The 16602-nt window shown below is 42.6% G+C and carries 14 protein-coding genes; 8 read left to right on the top strand and 6 right to left on the bottom strand.

Annotation, left to right across the window (positions count from 1 at the left end):
- Window positions 1-169: 169 nt before the first annotated feature.
- The 7 genes from metA to R8N46_RS09460 all read left to right on the top strand — a co-directional run bounded on the left by metA (window position 170) and on the right by R8N46_RS09460 (window position 10281).
- Window positions 170-1111 (top strand): homoserine O-acetyltransferase MetA, encoded by a 942-nt coding sequence (metA, locus tag R8N46_RS09490; RefSeq protein WP_158159640.1) that lies wholly within the window; start codon window positions 170-172, stop codon window positions 1109-1111.
- 179 nt (window positions 1112-1290) lie between these two features.
- Window positions 1291-2016 (top strand): type IV pilus biogenesis/stability protein PilW, encoded by a 726-nt coding sequence (pilW, locus tag R8N46_RS09485; RefSeq protein ID WP_151514736.1) that lies wholly within the window; start codon window positions 1291-1293, stop codon window positions 2014-2016.
- Window positions 2017-2283: 267 nt separating this feature from the next.
- On the top strand, window positions 2284-3213 hold the full coding sequence (locus R8N46_RS09480) for a phosphate/phosphite/phosphonate ABC transporter substrate-binding protein (RefSeq protein ID WP_005385723.1): 930 nt from the start codon (window positions 2284-2286) through the stop codon (window positions 3211-3213).
- A complete protein-coding gene (locus R8N46_RS09475) occupies window positions 3213-5369 on the top strand; it encodes a GGDEF domain-containing phosphodiesterase (RefSeq protein WP_213972320.1) in 2157 nt (718 codons plus the stop codon). Before R8N46_RS09480 ends, R8N46_RS09475 begins: the two co-directional genes overlap by 1 nt.
- Before the next feature lie 156 nt (window positions 5370-5525).
- Window positions 5526-8702, top strand: a complete 3177-nt coding sequence (locus R8N46_RS09470; protein ID WP_213972319.1) for a response regulator — start codon at window positions 5526-5528, stop codon at window positions 8700-8702.
- A 9-nt stretch (window positions 8703-8711) separates the two neighbouring features.
- A complete protein-coding gene (locus R8N46_RS09465) occupies window positions 8712-9188 on the top strand; it encodes a hypothetical protein (RefSeq protein ID WP_017633987.1) in 477 nt (158 codons plus the stop codon).
- 1 nt (window position 9189) lies between these two features.
- Window positions 9190-10281: a sulfate ABC transporter permease gene (locus R8N46_RS09460; protein ID WP_213972318.1), complete on the top strand. Its 1092-nt coding sequence runs from the start codon at window positions 9190-9192 to the stop codon at window positions 10279-10281.
- 146 nt (window positions 10282-10427) lie between these two features.
- Here R8N46_RS09460 and R8N46_RS09455 read toward each other — a convergent pair whose 3' ends face one another.
- From R8N46_RS09455 to R8N46_RS09440, 4 genes are all read right to left on the bottom strand, one after another.
- The gene (locus R8N46_RS09455) at window positions 10428-10739 is read right to left on the bottom strand and encodes a hypothetical protein (RefSeq protein WP_005377799.1); all 312 of its coding nucleotides are present in this window, start codon (window positions 10737-10739) and stop codon (window positions 10428-10430) included.
- A 202-nt stretch (window positions 10740-10941) separates the two neighbouring features.
- Complete coding sequence (locus R8N46_RS09450; protein ID WP_005377800.1) at window positions 10942-11376, bottom strand: DUF962 domain-containing protein; 435 nt, start codon at window positions 11374-11376, stop codon at window positions 10942-10944.
- A 119-nt stretch (window positions 11377-11495) separates the two neighbouring features.
- Window positions 11496-11849, bottom strand: a complete 354-nt coding sequence (locus tag R8N46_RS09445; RefSeq protein WP_005377801.1) for an MmcQ/YjbR family DNA-binding protein — start codon at window positions 11847-11849, stop codon at window positions 11496-11498.
- A gap of 23 nt (window positions 11850-11872) precedes the next feature.
- Window positions 11873-12355 (bottom strand): MarR family winged helix-turn-helix transcriptional regulator, encoded by a 483-nt coding sequence (locus R8N46_RS09440; RefSeq protein ID WP_053350391.1) that lies wholly within the window; start codon window positions 12353-12355, stop codon window positions 11873-11875.
- A 110-nt stretch (window positions 12356-12465) separates the two neighbouring features.
- Between R8N46_RS09440 and R8N46_RS09435 the strand changes: the two genes are divergently transcribed.
- The gene (locus tag R8N46_RS09435) at window positions 12466-13353 is read left to right on the top strand and encodes a DMT family transporter (protein ID WP_064353868.1); all 888 of its coding nucleotides are present in this window, start codon (window positions 12466-12468) and stop codon (window positions 13351-13353) included.
- A 132-nt stretch (window positions 13354-13485) separates the two neighbouring features.
- Here R8N46_RS09435 and R8N46_RS09430 read toward each other — a convergent pair whose 3' ends face one another.
- Complete coding sequence (locus R8N46_RS09430) at window positions 13486-14982, bottom strand: EAL domain-containing protein (protein WP_154204639.1); 1497 nt, start codon at window positions 14980-14982, stop codon at window positions 13486-13488.
- 345 nt (window positions 14983-15327) lie between these two features.
- A complete protein-coding gene (gabT, locus tag R8N46_RS09425) occupies window positions 15328-16599 on the bottom strand; it encodes a 4-aminobutyrate--2-oxoglutarate transaminase (protein ID WP_154204640.1) in 1272 nt (423 codons plus the stop codon).
- Between the last annotated feature and the right edge of the window lie 3 nt (window positions 16600-16602).

The raw sequence follows: 16602 nt of genomic DNA, 5'->3' as shown, positions 1-16602 counted from the left end.
CTCATCAGAAACTCTGCTTTAGTCACAATTGTGTGACAACCCCGAGTACGGTTTACCATAATGTAAAGAGTAGATTGAAAAGTCGGATTTCGTATCGACATCTAAACTTAATTAAGTTAGCTTTAGAAGTATAGACGTCTAGATTGACTATACTTAGGGAGAGAAAGTCGTGCCAATTAGAATTCCAGATCAATTACCAGCTACCGATGTATTAAGGACAGAAAACATCTTCGTGATGAGTGAAACGCGTGCAGCGAGTCAGGAAATACGTCCTTTAAGAGTGCTGATCCTTAATCTGATGCCAAAAAAAATAGAGACTGAAACTCAGTTTCTGCGTCTACTCTCAAACAGCCCACTACAGGTTAACGTCGAATTACTGCGCATTGATAACCGCCCGAGTAAAAATACGCCAACTGAACATTTAGACACGTTTTATCGCCAATTTGAAATGGTGCGAGATAAAAACTTCGATGGCATGATCATTACTGGGGCTCCATTAGGTTTGGTGCAATTTGAAGATGTCATTTATTGGGATCATCTCAAAACCATCATGGAGTGGGCAAAAGATCATGTGACATCCACTCTTTATGTTTGCTGGGCTGCGCAAGCAGGGTTAAAGCTACTCTACGATCTACCTAAAAAAACGCGTAAAGAAAAACTTTCAGGCGTGTATCATCATCAAATCCATCATCAGTTTCACCCTATCTTACGCGGATTTGATGACACGTTTTTGGCTCCTCACTCGCGTTACGCAGATTTTTCGCCTCACTTTCTAGAAGAGCATACTGACTTAGACATTTTAGCGACATCGGATGTCGCAGGTGTGTACTTGGCCACCACAAAAGACAAACGAAATGTCTTTGTCACAGGACACCCTGAGTATGATTCTCACACTTTACATAATGAATATATCCGAGATTTAAGCGAAGGTATGGAGCCCGCTATTCCTGTCAACTATTACCCAAACAACAACCCAGATAACCCACCAATTGCAAGCTGGAGAAGCCATGGACACCTTCTCTTTTTAAACTGGCTGAACTACTGTGTTTATCAGCAAACACCGTACGACCTCGAGCACTTCAGTGAAGATGCTTTCACTAAAGACGATTAGCTTCAAAATGAGCAAACAAAGCACTCATCATTACCGAAATGTAATATGTGAACCAAGCCGCCATATGGCGGCTTTTTCATAACAGTTTGCAAACCTGATCGCATAGTGTTTTTTCCTCAATAGGTTTTTGCTAAGTAATTCATATCATGCAGAAAGATTCAGGGATGTAGGGATAAAGAATGAAAACAGCAAAGCTCGGTGCACTAATATTATTGTCTCAGTTTGCACTCGTGGGTTGCGTGACGGTGAAAGAAGATGGAAGCCCTGTCGTTAAAGCCGATCCTGTGGCAATGGCAGAATCACGTATCGCACTTGGCTTAGGTTATTTAGACGGCGGTAACATGATTCGCGCGCATGATAACTTACAACAAGCCTTAAACCACGCACCTCAATACTATCGCGCGCAATTATCTATGGCTCACTACTACGAAACGGTTGGTGAAGATATTAAAGCCGAACAGATGTATAAACGCTCTCTACGCCAACACACTAAAAACGGAAATGTGCTCAATAACTACGGTACTTTTCTTTGCAAGCGAGGTGACTTCGAAAAAGCCGATCAGATGTTTAATCGAGCCATTGAGCAGCCTTATTACTACCTTATTCCAGCGAGCTATGAGAATGCAGCTTTTTGTGCGCTAAAATCACAAGATAAAGACAAAGCGAGATACTACTTTACTAGAGCTATCGATCATGACCCTCATAGACCAAAATCGATTTTGCAACTCGCTAAAATAGAAATTGATAGCGGTGATTATACTGAAGCTAGAATTCGATTAATGAGATTCAATCAAATGTATGGCGTGAAGAAGCCCTCTTTGCAACTCATGATTCAACTTGAACGTGCAGCAGGCAATGAAGCTCTCCAGAAAAAGTATCAAAAACAATTGGAGAATTTTTCTTAGTACAAAATAGCGATACAGATGGCGCATTAGCTCACAGCCAATACTGCGCTTGACCAAGAATCCGGTGAATTCAGACTCACGGTGATACATTCATCCTGTACATAAACGTCAAATTCGGTACTATTTGAACGGAATAAGTGACCAAGTCACATTATAAAAAGTGCGCACACAACGAAATTTGTACATCATACTGTTTTTAAGATTGATTTCGGCACATTGATAAATACTAAATATTACTGACATGCACCAGAAGGAAGTTGAAGCCGGATGAAACCTGCCTGCACTCTGTTATTACTCACTTTGCTGAGTTCACCTTTTGTCGTCAGTGCACAAGAAAATATTGAGAAAACATTCACATTTGGCATTGTGTCCAATAAAGCCCAAAGCAAAATCAAAAAAGCGACGCCCCTTACTCAGTATGTAACTGAAAATATGGCTGAATATGGTTACGCAAAAGGGGCGGTAAAGGTATTTAAAAATTATCGTCAGCTCGCGGTTGCGCTTGAAAATGGCACCGTTCAAATTGCAACGGCGACCCCCTTTAATGCGATGACCTTAGAAAAGGAGTCTAATAGCCAAGTTCTTGCTATACGATGGAAAAAAGGCCTGCAAAAATATCATACGGTGTTCTTTACTAATAAAGAGAGTGGCATTGAGTCACTTTCTGACCTGCGCGGAAAAACGCTTGTTTTCGAAAAGCGTACGTCTACCAGCAGCTATTACCTACCTGCGATTACATTGCTGAATCACGGAGAAAAACTGCAATACCTTCCCTCTCCTGATGACAAACCGGCCAAAGACAGTATTGGTTATTTATTCCTTGATGAGCAACTCGCTCAGTCAAATGAAATCAACCTATCTGTATGGGTATATAAACAGAGAGTTGCAGCAGGAGCATTCAGTAACTTCAACTGGAACAATCCCAAAGATTTGCCAGAGAACATGAAAGACAAACTAGCGATTTTTTCTCGTTCTGTTGAAATACCCAGGGATTTGATTCTCGCTTCTCCAAGCATGAGCCTAGAGCAACAGCGTAAAATCACGTCCATACTGCTTGATATGGATACAACTCACGAAGGCTCTCTCGCACTTAAAAAGTTTCAGAACACCAAAAAATTCAGCGCGCTTACTCCAGAAATGCGAGCCTCCTTAAGTACAGTGCGCAAGTCAGTTCACTTGTTACCGAAGGTGGATTGATGTTTCAAAAGCTCTCACTCGAAACCAAATATATTTGCTCGACAATATTCGTTGTCTTGTTTGTTGTGGTGATAAATCTTGCGTTATACATGCACGGTTACGATGCGTATTCAAATAGCTTAACTCAACAAATCACGAACAACTCTCAAGAAAAAACAGAATCTTACGTTAAGCAAAAAGGGTTGGTTTATGCAGAGCTATTATCAAAACAGCTTTTTGATCCACTCTATACAGACAATATCAGTCAAGCGTATGAGCAAATTAAGGCAACATTGAGCCAGCCAGATGTCTCGAAAATACATGTTGTTGACAATGAAGGGCTAATCTTTCACGACGGCACTACTCAGCTAAGGATGTTTGCCCAACCTCATTACCGCTCTCCTTTTATTTTGAAAGCAATAGAAGAATCCAGAACTCTCGTTTCCTTTTCCAAGCATCAGTTGGAGATCGCAGCGCCGATTCAGCAATCAAATATTACTCTTGGGGCGGTATATCTTGAGCTTAACTTGATACATCTACTGGAAGAGAAAGAACAGAACATTGAACAAGTCCAAGCGATTACCTCAAACGATAAACAGAAGATGTTTAACTTGCTGCTAACGATCAGTGGGATATCCGTTCTATTCGGTAGCATCATCGCTTATGCTTTGGGGCGGTCGTTAACTAAGCCACTCAAGCAACTAAAAGATCAATTTTCAGAGTCAAATACCCAAGCGCTGCCAGTCACCGACATACAAAGCAAAGATGAAGTGGGAGAACTTATTTCGGCGTACAACAAAATGTCAAACAAAGTGAACCGATACACCAGCCGAGTTGAGTTCATGGCGTACCACGATATTCTGACTTCCCTGCCAAACCGAGAAAAGTTACTCATTGATATTCAAACGCAAATAACTGACCACAAATCCCCCTCACTCGCGGTTGTGTTTATTGACTTGGATGACTTTAAGCACATTAACGATAACTATGGACATAACATTGGGGATAAATTGCTAGGCCATCTTGCCTCAGAGCTTCAAGGCCGTTTGCCGAGTTATTTTAAGCCGCTTTACCGCCTTTCTACCATCGTAAGTCGAGTAGGTGCGGATGAATTTGTACTGGCCTTTCCGTGCTCGGACAGTCATGAAGCTAGAGAAAAAGCGCACGCTATTCATCGCCAACTACTCTCTCCCTTTAGTTTGGAAGAGAACGATATTCAAATTACGGCAAGCCTCGGAATTGCTGTGTATCCAGAATTTGGTTCAAACGCTGAGTCTCTTTTACAGCTTTCCTCTCTTGCGGCGCAGGAATCTAAAAGACGCGGTAAAGACATTATGACGATATACGACTCCACGTTTGATGAAACGATTAAACAACGTTTATACATAGAACGAGAACTGCGTCGTTCAGTACGTGACTTGTCTCAATTCGAGCTGTGGTATCAACCACAATTTGATCTAAAAACCTATCGCCTAATTGGAGTCGAAGCATTGGTTAGGTGGAATCATCCCGAGAAAGGCTATATCAGTCCAGAATCGTTTATCCCGATCGCAGAGCAAAGTGATTTAATATTGGAGCTTGGAGAACATATCATTGAGACAGCAGTTGCTCAGCGGGCAATGTGGGCAGAACATTTCGGTACTGATTTTCACATCGCATTAAATTTATCCCCAAGGCAAATCTATCGCCAAGATTTAAGTCAATTATTTTCTAAGTATTTACGACGACATGATGTCGCCCCTCAAACCATTCATGTTGAAGTGACAGAGTCACTTTTTATTGATGATACAGAGAAAGCTCAATATGTGCTTAAAAAACTACAAAGTATCGGAGTGGAAGTTTGGCTAGATGACTTTGGTACGGGGTATTCAGCCCTTGCCTACCTACAACATATGGCTTTTGACGGGCTCAAGATTGATCGTTCATTTATCGCTCAAATCCGAAAAAGCGATCAAGACGATTCATTAGTTCGCGCGATTGTATCCATGGCTCACAACCTAAGAATGAAAGTAGTAGCCGAAGGCGTAGAAACTCAAACTCAGCTCACACGAATGGAGTCTCTCCACTGTGACGTCGTACAAGGTTTTTTCTTAGGTAGACCTGTACCTGCCGAGGAATTGATTGCATTTGAATACCAACGAGGGAATGGCGCTCAAAGCGTCAATCACTTTGCTTAGAACGCCGTTTTGTTAACTATTGCCGCTTAGCGCGTTAGTACTCGTAATGCAATATCGGTCACACTTCCCCCACCTCATTAATATGAATTTTCTCTTAAAATCTAACATCTGAGATAAATAAACTACACTTTTCATATCAACTTCTTGGATATGGAAATGCGCGTGGTAGGAATCTTTTCTTGGAACAACCTGTCGGTAAAACAAAAGCTATTTGGGTTGGTTTTGCTGCCAATTTTATTGTTGCTTGTCCTCGCGGGTAAACATGTACAAAGCCTTTCTATCCAGGCTCAGGAACTACAAAAAGCACAGTTATTCTCTGTCTACATCGACCGCGTATCTTCGCTTTATCACCTACCGAATAACCCTGATGTAATAGATAAGCAACTAAAAACTCAGCAGATATCTCAATTGTTACGCGACACCGCTGCACCAGTATTCGGTGAAAGCGCTGAGATACTAAACCAGTTGACAAGCTTTGAGGAAGCAACCCTCTCGATGCTCTCTTCGCAAAATCAAGAGGAAAAGTTAGATGCGGCAGAGTGGCGCGCTGATACGTTCAAAGAAATCCTCATGAGCTTAGACAAAGTCTATTTTAGAAATGTGAGTTATGAAACAAACACTCACCTTTCTTCTTTGATGCAACTTGAATGGTTGATGTTTTGGTCTACTGAAGAGCATAGATTAAGCGAATATTTGATTCGATCTTCAGAGGAAAATAACGAGTATGACCTCACAACACAGGCTTCTATCCAATCTTTAGTCCAGAACCAACAACTATTTCTAGAGCGTTTTGTGACGCTAAATGCCAATCAACAACAAGTAGATCTGCTCATTGAGACGTTTACGGGTGAAGTCTTTATCAAAAGCCAAGAGTTTCGTGCCTATTTATTGCAACCAGCTCAACTCAAATCATTAACCCCGGATGAGATTGATGCGGGGTTATCTGCACTCAACAAACGCTTATCGTTATTACAAAGTGTTGACGACAAAATGGAACAACAGCTGAGTGATGATATATCAAAGACAATCAACACGACGACACAGCACCGCTTTACCTTTATCGCAATGATGAGCCTTTTAACGCTGTTGGTCGTAAGTTTAACGCTAAGATTGGTGCGAAAAGTTACTGGAAACTTGAATCTAGTCCTCAAATTTCTCAGTAACGAAAGCAATGAACAAAGTAACACTGAAAATTCACCTCTTGCTCAACTAATAAAGGGTAAAGACGAGCTGAGTAAGTTTGCTCGAGAGGTAAAAAAGCTTAGTGATGAGCGGATGTTGTCCAGACTAAAGCTCACACAAGCTAAAGAAGATGCAGAACAAGCAAAAGATGATGCAATTAAGGCGAGTAAAGCCAAAAGTAGCTTTTTGGCCAACATGTCCCACGAGATCCGCACGCCGCTAAATGGCGTTATTGGTATCTCTGAAGTCTTATCCGATACTTCCCTGACTGCCACACAACGCGATTACGTCGACACGATTGAAACCTCCTCCCAACTGCTTTTGAGTTTAATTAATGACGTTCTAGACTTCTCAAAAATTGAATCTGGGATGCTGCTCATTAGCCCACATTCAACTTGTGTTCGAGAGTCTATCTATGACATTGCTTCTATCATTTCACCAAAAGCAAAGGAAAAAGGCATCGATGTGCAAGTCAACATTAGCCGTAACACGCCTTACCACGTAATGTTGGATGACCATCGTATACGCCAAGTTGTCATGAACTTCATGTCTAACGCCGTAAAATTTACCGAACAAGGCAGTGTAGAGCTATCGGTCATCACCCGCGAAATAAAAAATGGTGAAGCGGTCATCGAGTTTTCCGTTAAAGATTCTGGGATTGGTATTGATGCCCAGCAGCAAAAGAAAATATTTGCTCCATTTGCCCAAGAGGATAACTCTACTACCCGACAATTTGGGGGAACTGGACTTGGGCTTGCCATTAGCACGCAATTAGTTGAGCTAATGGGTGGAGAAATTCAACTTGAATCCGAGAAAGGTAAAGGCAGTCGCTTCTTCTTTGAACTAACTGCTCCTGTGGTGACTCAAGAGTTTAACGCTTATCACGCTCTGAATCACAACGACATATGGATTGTATGCAGCAGTACTCAACTAGAACAAAAACTGCGTAACGAGTTAAGTTTTTTCAACATCAATATAACGCAGTCAGTAGATACCTTAAGTGCGTTGCCAACGTGGATTGATAACGAGCGCGTTATCGTTATTCATGTAGAAGCATCACCAAATGCAGCGGCGATGCATATCGATGAGATAGAAAGCCTTTGTAAACGAAACATTCGTGTCTGCCTCATCAAGCACCTTCATAGCCCACAATTCGACTTTAGAAGCAGTATCAGCGCCTTGGTCACTCAGCCACTACTAGGGCAGCGCTTAATTAAAGCACTTGAAAGTTGTGCGGCAAACTTCTCGCACGCACAACAAGAGAGCATTTCAGCGCAACATGTTAAATCTTTGCCGAAAATTTTGGTCGTTGATGACAATACGGTCAATCAAAAAATCGCGGGGCTACACGTCACAAAAGCTGGCTTCGACTTTGATGTCGCAGTAAACGGACAAGAAGCAGTTGAGAAATTTCAACAGAATCAATACAGCCTAATTTTAATGGACTGCATGATGCCCGTAATGGATGGATTTGAAGCCACCCAAATAATTCGTCAAATAGAAGTAAAAGAAAAACGCGCTTTCAGAATTCCGATTATTGCTCTAACGGCAAGTGTGGTCGATGACGATATACAAAAATGCTTTGACGTTGGAATGGATGACTATGTGCCCAAACCGTTTAAAGCAGGGTTGCTTAAAGAGAAGTTAGATAAGGCAATAGGGTTACGCGTTTCCAACACGACGCCTGCTGAACCACACCAAGAGAACACCACCCCCGATAAAACTCATGAACTACCTGCAAGTTCTGAGCAACCAGAAGCAACGGTAACGCCTATTCGCTCCGAACGCATCTTGCTTGTCGAAGATAATAGAGTGAACCAGAAAGTGGCTTCTCTATTGCTATCTAAAGCAGGCTATCAATTCGAAGTCGCAGAAAACGGTCAAATTGCAGTCGAAATGTTCCAAAAAGATGGAAAGTTTGATGTTATTTTGATGGATTGCATGATGCCCATAATGGATGGGTTTGAAGCTTCTAGGCAAATTAGAGCTTATGAAGCGAGTAAAGGATTAGCTAAGACGCCCATTATCGCATTAACAGCAAGCGTCGTTGATGATGATATTCAACGCTGCTTTGATTCAGGAATGGATGCCTACGTACCAAAGCCTGTGCGCAAAGAAAAACTGTTGTATCAAATTGAACAAGCAATGTAGGTGGATTCTATGAGTAGAAATCATTCTCGCGTTGCTTTTCCTTTGCGTTACATAAAACGCTATCTGTTTATTCTGATTGCCCTTCTTTCATTAAATTGCCAAGCTCTCGCTGCAGAGAGCTACGCCGTTTTCTCATTTAATGACGAATTCTCTCCGCTCACTGTCAATAAAGCGCGAAAGTTGTACAGAGGGAAGACGCAACTTTTACAAGGCCAGCGAATTGAACTCTCTGACTGGCCTGCGACATCAACAGAAAGAGCTGAGTTCTATCGTTATCTTCTCAACAAAAATTTAGCGCAAATGAACGCGCATTGGGCAAGCTTGTCTTTTTCAGGTAAAGCTAGACCGCCAAAAGTGATTGCACGCTCCAGCATTGATGACCTCATAGCATGGATGCAAGAGAAGCCGAATAGAATTGGTTATGCCCCAACATCGAGCGTCCCTAGTAATGCTCATGTTTTATGTGTGGTTAGCTCGGAGAATTGATATGAAAAAATATTTAACCATGTTATCGCTGAGTATCGCGACCTTTCCGAGCTCAGCCACGATTGAACTAACAGAACAACTTTCTTTAAGTGGTTTTGGCTCTACTTCGTGGGCAAAATCCGATAACCCAACTACGGTACTAGTTAACCGCTTTATTGGCGATGAATCTTGTTTCGATTGCGATACCACTTTCGGCATGCAGCTCGATTATTTTCACAAGGCATTTCGGGCATCCGCACAAGTCGTAAAGCGCCCGCAAGACCATTGGAGCTCGCCTCAGCTCGAGTGGGCGTATTTGGCTTATACCTATAAAAACATAGAAATACGAGGAGGACGCTTAAGACTGCCACTGTTTTTGATGTCTGAGTACAACTATGTCGGCCACGCTTTTACCCAAGCCCGCCCACCGAATGAGGTATATGACAGCATTCTAGGTATCACAGCTTATAACGGCCTATCTGCACGCTGGATTCATGACCTTAATGAGCAAATCGTACTTACCGCCATGCCGTTTGTCGGGTTTAAAGACAATAGTGACGTAACCATCAATGAACGCACTGAATTGGAAATTGAGTCAAACAACACTGCAGGGATGAACTTAACGCTAAGCGGAGAGAGTTATCGTTGGAATTTTTCCTACCTCCACGGCGATTATGATCAAACAACGACGCTCTCTAACATTGAGCAATCCACTCCCGGTGGCGGAACCACAATCATTGACCGTCTAGTTGAAACAGAAAAAAACAACACGATCGATCTGTTTTCTCTAGGGTTAAGATACGAGCTCGATAACATTGTGATTATGGCAGAAGGACAGACCAGCAATCTTTCCTCATCTTGGTACGCGACAACAAGTTATAATGTAAACAAGCTAACTCCTTATATTGTTTACGGTCAGCAGTTTAATAGTCGGGATAAAAAAAGTGGAGACAGTTTCTTACTCGGGTTGAGATATGACCTAGATTACAACGTTTCCCTGAACGCAGAATGGCAAAGGTTCAACGCCTACAATAATAGCTCTGGCGCGTTTTCATCAGCCCCAAAGGATGACAGTGCGAGCCTTTATACGCTAATGCTCAACTTCGTTTTTTAATGTTTCTTACAGTACCAATTTCCACAACACTAGGGGCTGTGGCATTAAGAAGGCTTTTTGCAACACGTAACTAAACGCTAAACGACTGGAAGGGATAGAATCGTTCAGATAGGTAAGTGGCAATCCAAACAGAGACAAAGGTTACTCTATTTCGGTTTGTTTTGATTGCCTTTTAACCGCTTTTCTTTGCGTCGCAGTGCCCGGAAAAACTTTGACTCTTCGTGGTACCAACCAAGGACACTAATTGGAAAGCCCACGAGCATCATAATAAAAACATCCGCAGGGAGTTGTTCCCAAATGTCGCTTAAAGAATGCAGCTCTCCAAAAATGAACAAACCGATGACTTTACCAAGCAGTAATGCACAACAAATCATAAAGAAGGACTTTAATATATAGTGCCATTTGCCTTTTTTACGCTCTTCTCTCCAATAGGCATATTTATATTGTCGGTCGTACATTCATCCCCCTAAAGTAAACTTGCCGTAAGTTTAAGTATCTCGATAGCGTAAAGTGCGTTGGCACCTCTTTAATCATAGTGCGTATCTAAAGTGAATGCTTGTCGTGGCAATAAGAAGGAGAGGTATTATGTAGTAAGAGCTACATAATCTCTGAACGTTATATGTCTTGTATCATTCGGATGATGCCTGATTTTGCTTATCGCTAGTGTTTTCTGAACACCCAAATCGGGCCGATGAGTAGAAACTGTAAATCCTCAAAAAACGACGGTTTTTTACCTTCAATCTTGTGACCGATAAATTGCAATATCCACAATACGCCAAACAAGAGCATAGAAATATGCAGAACGGGCAACATCAATACCTCTAGCGACCAAATAAGGCCAATGCACGCTAATGTGTAGCCGATCATCATCATGAATACACTCAGAGACAAACGAAAATAGAAAACCCAAGTGGGGATCACCGCTACCCAAACCCAATTAAGTTCGAAGCCTAATAATGAAATCTGGGGAATCGACCAAATAAGTCCAACCACAGAAAGGTAAATACCTGGAACTGCGATTGTGTGAATCTTTTGGTTGATAGGGTTTTGGTGACTCTCCCCGTATTCTTTTAGCCATTCAGATAATGCTCGCATATCATTCCCCTTTTCCACCTTCTTATTCTTATATAGCCCGAGGATGAAAAAGGTGCGAATTTTTCCGTAAAGGCTACGAGCAACGAGCGACAAAACAACAGAGGCCAGTGCGTTGCCGATTACTCACCAAGCAACGCTCGTTGTGCTTTCGGCAGCTTGGCAACGACAAGAGCATAAGAGCGTTCACACAAGTCTTGAATCAACCCATCCTCGACATCACCGTTAAAATAAACCGTTATCCAATGACGCTTATTTAAGTGATAACCCGGGATAATGTCCGTAAACTGCGACGTTAAGACTTCTCCATCTTCTGGTTTTACTTTTACGCTGACATACTCCCGACCGTTTCTCTCTGCAATGATGGCAAACATCTTGCCTTTGATTTTGTAAACAACCGCTTCAGGCCCAAATGGGAAATCGCTTTCTGCACACATGAAGGTACTTAAGTATTGTTCTAGTTCTTTGCTTTTCATATCCCCTACCTCCTTCTGCGTTCTCATTCAAATTGTGGCAATAGCAATTTTAACGCCTGGTTAACCTGCGCTTTTTCATTGCCTTCTAAACCATGCAATAACGATTGCTGAACGTCTACATGCTCCAAAATTAGCTTGTCAATTAAGGTTAAGCCTTGCTCTGTTAGTTCAACGGTGACGCTACGTCGGTCTTCTTTACTATGGGTTCTGGTAATAAACCCTTTCTTCTCTAGTTTATCTAAGCGATTAGTCATCGCACCCGAAGTGAGCATCATCGACTCTATTAACGCTGAGGGAGTAAGACAATATGGTGAACCAGCTCGACGCAGTGTCGCTAACACATCAAATTCACCCATTTTCAGATCGTACTTCTTATGTAGCTCGGCGACCCTAGATTCCATGTGTTTTGCAATTCGCATTAGTCGACCCATTATTGCCATCGGTTCAGTGTCGAGGTCTGGCTTCTCCCTAGCCCACTGCTCTACCACTCTATCAATTGCATCCATTATTTCTCTCCAAACATCATATGTTTTTTATTTTAACATAAAGATACTTTACAAAAAGCCACCTTGCCGATATCGTTACATTTAATTATCTCTACATAAAGATATTTAACATGAACATTTTACTTGCGATGATTCCTGCCTTTTTTTGGGGGACGACTTACGCTGTTACTCAGTTTACTCTACCGGACTGGCCTCCCGTTTTACTTGGCGCTCTAAGGGCACTGCCTGCGGGTCTTTTGTTGCTGGCAATAAAGCCCTCGTTTCCAAAAAGAAGTGAGTGGAAGGTGCTGCTTGTTTTAGGAACCATCAACATCGCTTGCTTCTTTGGTCTCATTTTTGTCATGGCGTTGACGCTTCCTTCTGCCATCTCTGGTGTTGGTATGGTTTCGGTCCCCGTTTTTGCGATGCTGTTTGGTTGGGCGGTCTACAAACGTCAGCCTAGTGGCATTCAAGCGATAAGCGGCGCAACTTTGATTGCTTTAGCTTGGTTCTTATTTGATCCTAGCTCTATTTCTCTCGAACCCGTGGGCTTACTTGCGATGATCTCCGCCATTATGTGCATCGTGATAGGAAGTAGCGTAACAAAGTCACTAGGTACAAAAATGCACTGGTGGACAGTGCTAACATGGCAGCTCATTTTGGGTGGCGTGATTATGTCTATCGCAACAAGTGTGCTGGCGATAAACAATCCAGAGCCATATGTTACAGTCGTTCAGGACGTATCCATGACGAATATTCTAGGGTTACTGTGGGTAATTATTCTGAACACCGCATTAGGGTATGGCATGTATGTATGGTTATTACAGCGGATGTCGGTCGTAGATTTTACCTTTGGTGGTATTGCAAACCCAGTCGCAGGCATTGTTTCGGGCCTACTGCTATTGGGGGAAACGTTCACTCCTCTGCAATACAGCTTAATGCTGGGAATGATCGTAATGTCATTACTACCTCAGCTCATTACGTCAATCAAAACGAAAAGAGCCGCACTCTCCTCCTAAGTAACGTTAATTCCTAACACTCTAGGAGTAATGAGAGTGTTAGGAATCCTCAAGTGTGAGCCTACCAGCAGAAATCAGCGCTAACCTAGGAAACTGGCACCTTTAAAGCGGGATGTTATGACGTTATGGCTATTAAGCGCTTGCAAGGTTAGTCAGGGGCTCTGGTTTAGCGTAAACATAACCTTGAATAAGGTAAATCGCATGCTGAGCCAGATATTCGACTTGAGCCTGGCTCTCTACACCTTCTGCAATCATCTCACATTCCGCTTTGTTCGCTGCAGACACAATTGAGTCCAGCACTTTCAATTTTTGGTCGTCAGATCCTATTGGATCAATAAACATCTTATCCACTTTTAAACATCGGATGCCCAAATCTTGTAGGTAAGAAAAGCCACCATATCCGGTACCAAAATCGTCAATTTTGAACTTGTAGCCTTTATTCGTTAAATACAAAATCTCTTTTTTCGCGGCCTCAGTGTCTTTTACTGGTATTCTCTCGGTCAACTCAAAATGAATTCTATTCGAGATTGGCCAATTTAACTCCGACAGCAACTTCGTTAATACGCCTGACTCTAAATGGGAGGAAACAATATTGATGCTGACCCACGTATGCTCGGGTAAGTCACTTAAGTCTTGTATGATTTTACGAATAAGCTGATTGGTCATCGGGATAATCAGGCCACTTTCTTCTGCAGCACCAATAAACATATTTGGTGGCACCATTCCATCACGCCGCGACCATCGAATCAGTGCTTCGTATCCTACTGTCTTACCATCGCGACTATCGACAATCGCCTGGTAGTAAGGAATAAATTCTGCATTACTAATCCCATTTTCAATTAGACCAGTAATGGATTTTCTCAAGCTTTTACCAGATATGTATGCAAAGGCAGTCGCAAGACCAGCAAGCACACTTACAAGACCGCCCCACAAAAGTACTCTTTCCTGAGCATAATTTTTAAGTTTTTCACCGCTGTATATCTTTATGAGCATGTTGGCTTGAGACTCTCCTGAAAAGAAAAACTCTTTTGAGAGTGCGTTTTCTTCTCCTGCAATATTCGCTTTGCCACGGCTTATCGTTAAATCACCAAATATTGGTTCATCATACTTAAACTCTACAAATAGGCAGTCTTTGCAAGGCGTTTTTATTACCTCGTTAACCCAACTGTTATCAAGCACCCAGAAGACTTCAACGTGTTCATTATCATAAATGACCATCCACTCTATTTGGTCATTCTGTTGCGGCAAAATAAGTGATGCGAAAAAGTTTTCATCCATCTGAAATCGTTCACTACTAGATGGGCGAGACACTTCACTACCAACCGTGGAACACTTTTTACCGCCTTCTGTGGTCATCGCAATAAAACGAATGTAACGGTTATAAAAACGTGGGTCGCGTAAAGTTCTTACATCACTATCACTACAAGTAAAATCTAACTGAGCAATCTGCTTCACTATTGCTCCGTCCAAATAGGCAGACCTTTGATTTAAATAATCTACGTAAGCATCTATTTTCGACGCTTTTACCGAGTTGACGTAAAAGTTGGTTATCGAATGAAAGGCCACTACAAATATGGCGATGGGAACTAAGCCGAGTAAAGTGGCATACCTTGTATTCTTTGTTATCAAAGTTCGTCCTGCTAATCTGTCAAGCAACCTAAGTGGGATATGAATACTATCTCATTTTTATAGTCCAAAAAGTGAGGAATGACGCTCAATAAAATGATAGGCTCAAGTGGCTTTCAGATGTCGGGATTTAGAATGTGAGCACCAAACCACATTCGAGGGGAACAGAGTAGCGAATAAGTGGAAAGTAAGAACGAGCCCAATTGTTAAGTCATCCGTAATAAAAGTGACGACTTGGAGCTTGAGCAATACTTTTTAGATAGGCAGCAGATACGCTAAAAAACAAAAAGGAAACGATTGATGCCAACCGCTTCCTTGATTTGTTATTGTTATTTAAAAGCGCGTGAATTACGCCACTTCAAGAATCACTTTTTCCAACTTATCTAAGCCTTCGTTCAGTACGTCAGATTCGATGGTCAGTGGAGGCAACAGACGAATCACGTTCGCTTTTACCCCACAAGAAAGCAGGATAAGACCATTTTCTTGCGCTTTAGAAATCACCGATTTGGTCATCTCTTGTAGCGGCTTACCTGATTCTGGGTCAGTAAATTCAATCGCCATCATCGCACCCGTAGTACGGATTTCACCAATAGCAGGCACAGATTGTTGCAGTTTGGTCATACGTGCATTGACCACTTCACCGATGCCCATCGCTTTAGCACACAAATCTTCTTCTTCGATGATTTTCAGCACTTCAAGACCAGCAACACAACCAAGTGGCGAGCCCGCATAAGTGCCACCTAAACCACCAGGCAGTGCGGAGTCCATTACATCCGCTTTACCAACTACCGCTGAGATTGGGAAACCACCAGCAATGCCTTTCGCCATTGTCATTAGGTCTGGTTCAATGCCTAGGTACTCTGTTGCAAACATTTTACCGGTACGAGCAAAACCCGTTTGGATTTCATCGGCAATCAGCATAATACCGTGCTTATCACACAGCTGACGCAAGCCTTGTGCAAACGCTTCAGGTGCTTTGTAGAAGCCGCCCTCACCTTGCACTGGCTCGAAGATGATCGCCGCAACGCGTGAAGGTTCGATATCGCAAGCAAATAGATCGTCGATCGCTTGTAAGCTTTGCTCCACACTGATGCCGTGGAACGCATTTGGGTACGGCGCGTGGTAGATTTCGTTCGGGAAAGGACCAAAGCCCGCTTTGTACGGCGCAACTTTACCAGTTAACCCCATCGTCATGTTAGTACGACCGTGAAAGCCGCCTTTAAATGCTATCACGCCGCTACGACCCGTATGAGCGCGCGCTACTTTCACTGCGTTTTCGACCGCCTCGGCGCCAGTGGTTAGAAAGATCGCTTTCTTCTTAGTCTCACCTGGTACAAGTTCTGTCAGCTTTTCTGCCAGCTCAACGAATGACGCATACGGCGTAACCATCGCACACGTGTGCGAGAAGTTATCCAACTGAGCTTTTACCGCTTCACTGATACGTTTGTGAGAATGCCCGGTGTTAGTTACCGCGATGCCCGCTGCAAAGTCGATGTATTTGTTGCCTTCGATATCCCATACGTAAGCGTTTTCTGCTTTCTCGACGTAAAGTGGGTATAGTGCGCCCATGCCTTGAGCGATAACTTGGCTTCTTCTTTCGTGTAGTTGTTGGTTTGTCATTGT

The organism is Vibrio sp. 1874, assembly GCF_033344395.1.
GTDB classification, from domain to species: domain Bacteria; phylum Pseudomonadota; class Gammaproteobacteria; order Enterobacterales; family Vibrionaceae; genus Vibrio; species Vibrio alginolyticus.
Note: the sequence above shows the minus strand (reverse complement) of the source record. Positions and strands in the feature narration are given on the sequence as shown.